This is a genomic window from Frankia canadensis (genome assembly GCF_900197875.1).
Lineage (GTDB): Bacteria > Actinomycetota > Actinomycetes > Frankiales > Frankiaceae > Frankia > Frankia canadensis.
The window spans coordinates 1-3,373 of record NZ_FZMO01000331.1 but is presented as its reverse complement, the minus strand read 5'-3'; the positions used below and the strand labels follow the sequence as shown (position 1 = coordinate 3,373).

Below are 3,373 nucleotides of genomic sequence, written 5' to 3'. Positions count from 1 at the left end.
TCATATGGCACCAATCAGCGCTATCTAGCACTCAACCGGCAACAGTATCCACCCCTCACGTGTGTTCAGAGACCGAAGGTGAGGCCACCGAGTATGAACGCGCCAGCGACCTTCGCTGCGGACGCCATGCCGCCCCGTAACCCGAAGCTCAACCGCTCGGGAGCGGCAGCCGCGCGCGCGGCTATCGCAGCGAGTCGGCCCGCGGCCCGCTGAGGCTCATCCCTGGTCGCGGGCCGCACGGATGGCCAGGAAACGGGCCGCGGCGTCCATGACCGCGTCTGTGGGGCCGGGCCCGCTCTCTTGCGCGGTGTCGACCGATCCGCCCTCGGAGAACCATCGGACCCGCGCGACGCCCGGGATGAGCTCGTACAGGCGGCGCGCGAGCTCGCTCAGGTCATGCCCTTGGGCGAACTGATCGTCAAGCACGAGAAGTCCGGCCAGTCGTGAACCGAAGCGTCGTCATGCGCCCGCCGGTGGTCTCCGCGTCGATGAGGACGGCGTCGGCCGGCACCAGCCTGCCCACCGCGGACGTGAGCCCGCCCGCCAGAATGCCCAGGTCGACGTCAACGACGATCAGGCCATCGCCGTACCGTGCGGACGCTCCGGGCATCGGGGCGAAAGGCACGTCCGGCGGATCCTGCGGTAGCTCGAACGGCGCGTCGGTGGTCATGGGCTCCCCGTGTCGGCAGTGGGTCAAGGGGCCGCCCGGTGCGCCTGCATCGGGGCGAAGCGCACCGGGGGCCGCGTGGTGGGCGCCGCGGTCGTGTGCGGTCCGCGTGATGACCCCGTGACGCCCAAACACAGCGTGCCGCCGCTGATCCGCCCGCTCTACGGCGCTGATGATGCAGAATTGATGCATCTGCGAGCGTGAGAGGTGAGGCGATGGGCAGACGAACCAGTCCTTTCGCCGCGCGGCGGCGGGCCATGGGCTTCAGCCAGGAGACCTTCGCTTACGAGCTGGACGTAGACCGGACGACCGTGGGTCGGTGGGAGCGGGGCGAGTCAGAACCTCAGCCTGAGATTCGTCTTAAGATTTCAGACCTTCTTGGTATCCCTCCGGCTGACCTCGCAGGACTTCTGAGCTCCAGCGGTAGCGTTCCGATGGAGGTTTCTCGCCGTGTAGCTTCGCCAGGCGAGCCGGTAGGAGATGAGCATCTAGAACAGGCCAGAACGAAGATCGGAAGTCTCCTTGCTGCCGAACGGGATTTCGGCGGTGCGCCGATAGCCGACCTGGCGACGCAAACCGCGGCGGCATTCGACCGTCGGCTACGCGCTTCCGGAGCAGGCAAGGGAAGCGAGCGGGATGCCTACGCTACGGCTGCGGAGCTTTACGAGGTAACCGGCTGGTTCCTTATCGATGCTGGACGCGATAGCGCGGTCCGTGAGGCGAATCACCGGGCGCTGCACTACTGCAGCCTTGCAGGGGACCGCGGCATGGAGATGCTCGTCACGCAGAACATCTCCATGCACGCCGTCGAAAGCGGGAACCCGGTTGAGGGCCTGACGCTCGCCCGGTCGATGCAGGGCCATACGTTGTCCCCCCGGCTCGAAACTATGTTCACGATGCGGGAGGCCCGAGCCCTGGCAGCACTGGGCGATGAGCAGGCCGGGAAGCTCTTTACGCACGCCCTGAGCCTGCTACAGGACGGCACTCGCAGCAGCGACCCCCCGTGGGCCTGGTGGATCGACGACGACGAGCTGAGGATCCAGGGCGCCCGGCTCCATTCCGATCTGTGCCAGTGGCAGGATTCGATACGCCTGCATAACGAGCATCTGGGGTGGGTGACCCGAGAGGCAAGTGGGCACGCGTCGGTCGTAGCGATGCACGCTCTGTGCCTGGCCGACATGGGGTACGCCCTGACTCAGGTAGGCGCCTGGCGCGAGCTAGAAGACGTGGCGCGTACTCTGCTCGGCAGCGCAGGGGAAATTACCCCTCGCGCATACGCGGCCGTCCGTCGCCTGACACGGGCGGTCGAAGGTACGCCCGGGGCTCCCGCTGACCTGCGGGACTTGCTGCACATGCTCGCAGCAAAGATCGGCGAGAGTAAATAACGAGCATCGGGCCCGAGGTGCCCTACCCGGCCTGGTGCTCCGCGGGAGTGATCGCCGGATGGGTGGAGGCGGCCTCGCTGGGGACGCAGGCGCGGGCTGCGGTGGCGTGCAGGCTGGCGAGCAGGGCGAGCCGCTCGGCGGTGGGCGAGCCGGGCTCGGTGGCGAGGACGACGAGGCGCTGGCCCGGGTCGTCCTGCAGGCGCATGATCTCCTCGGTGAAGGTCAGCTCGCCGACGAGCGGGTGGCGGTACTCGCGTATCCCCGGCCCGCAGTCGCGCACGCCATGGCGCGCCCACACCGAGGAGAAGTCCTCGCTCTTCACGCACAGCTCGCCGATCAGCGATGTCAGCGCCGCGTCGTCGGGATGCTGCGCGGAGACGAGCCGCAGGTAGCTGACCAGGTCTTCGAGCTTGCGCCGCCAATGGACGTAGAGGTCGCGAGTGTAGGTATCGAGGACAATGAGCCGGGCCATCGTCGGCCGGGCGGCACCGCCGCGGCTCGGCGCGTCGAAGTCCAGGTGCGGGGCGATGAGTGCGTGGCCCAGCCGGTTCCAGGCCAGGATGTCGGTGCGCCGGCCGAGAACGAACGCCGGCATGTCGCGCACCGCGTTGAGCACCAGTGCCGTGCCGGCGCGTAGCCGCTGCGGCCGGTTGGTCCGGCGCAGGGCGCGCGCCGGTCGGGCGAGGACGCGCAGGTGGGCATGCTCGTCGTCGGACAGCCGCAGGACGCGGGCGAGCGCGTCGAGCACCGCGTCGGAGGCGTTGCGGCTCTGCCCCTGCTCCAGCCGGGTGTAGTAGGTGACGCTGACTCCGGCGAGCTGAGCCAGCTCCTCACGGCGCAGCCCGGGAACCCGGCGGCGTTCGCCCGCCCGCGTCAGCCCGGCGTCCGCCGGCGTGAGGCGATCGCGTCGGGAACGCAGGAACTCGCCGAGCTCGCTCATGACTACGATTTTGACATCCTCCCGGTCTGGAGTGATGGCCGGGGATTCCCGTGCCTCGCGATACGGGTTCCTGCTTCACCGACAGATGCCTCCCCGTTCTAGGAGCGGGGTGGTCTCACTCCGTCTCCACAGGCTGACACCGCGAGCCCCGCGGCCAGAATGTTCCGTGCGGCGTTGACGTCCCGGTCGTGGTGGGTGCCGCAGGAGCGGCAGGTCCACTGTCGGACGTCGAGCGGCAACGATGCGATCAGCGCCCGGCAGGACGAGCAGGTTTTCGAGCTGGGATACCAGCGGTCGACGGCGATCACCTGCCGGCCGTACCAGCTGGCCTTGTACTCCACCATGATCCGCAGGTCGCGCCAGCCCGCATCCGAGATCGCG

General features: G+C 68.6%; 5 protein-coding genes. 1 reads left to right on the top strand and 4 read right to left on the bottom strand.

The genetic code is table 11. The features are described from left to right. Positions 1 to 216 precede the first annotated feature (216 nt). Together C1A33_RS22385 and C1A33_RS22380 are read right to left on the bottom strand one after the other, a co-directional pair. Positions 217 to 426: a hypothetical protein gene (locus C1A33_RS22385; RefSeq protein ID WP_101833338.1), complete on the bottom strand. Its 210-nt coding sequence runs from the start codon at positions 424 to 426 to the stop codon at positions 217 to 219. Then, positions 419 to 670 (bottom strand): hypothetical protein, encoded by a 252-nt coding sequence (locus C1A33_RS22380; protein WP_101833337.1) that lies wholly within the window; start codon positions 668 to 670, stop codon positions 419 to 421. The genes C1A33_RS22385 and C1A33_RS22380 overlap by 8 nt, the downstream gene beginning before the upstream one ends. A 212-nt stretch (positions 671 to 882) precedes the next feature. Here C1A33_RS22380 and C1A33_RS22375 point away from each other — a divergent pair, with 212 nt between their 5' ends. Beyond that, positions 883 to 2,052: a helix-turn-helix transcriptional regulator gene (locus C1A33_RS22375; protein ID WP_101833336.1), complete on the top strand. Its 1,170-nt coding sequence runs from the start codon at positions 883 to 885 to the stop codon at positions 2,050 to 2,052. Positions 2,053 to 2,074: 22 nt separating this feature from the next. On the opposite strand, the gene C1A33_RS22370 is transcribed toward C1A33_RS22375, so the two are convergent. Both C1A33_RS22370 and C1A33_RS22365 read right to left on the bottom strand, forming a co-directional pair. Next, positions 2,075 to 2,992 carry a helix-turn-helix domain-containing protein gene (locus tag C1A33_RS22370; RefSeq protein WP_101833335.1) on the bottom strand — a complete coding sequence of 306 codons (918 nt, stop codon included), beginning with the start codon at positions 2,990 to 2,992 and terminating at the stop codon, positions 2,075 to 2,077. A gap of 98 nt (positions 2,993 to 3,090) precedes the next feature. Next, on the bottom strand, positions 3,091 to 3,373 hold a 283-nt coding region (locus tag C1A33_RS22365), incomplete at its 5' end, for an RNA-guided endonuclease InsQ/TnpB family protein (RefSeq protein ID WP_133150789.1).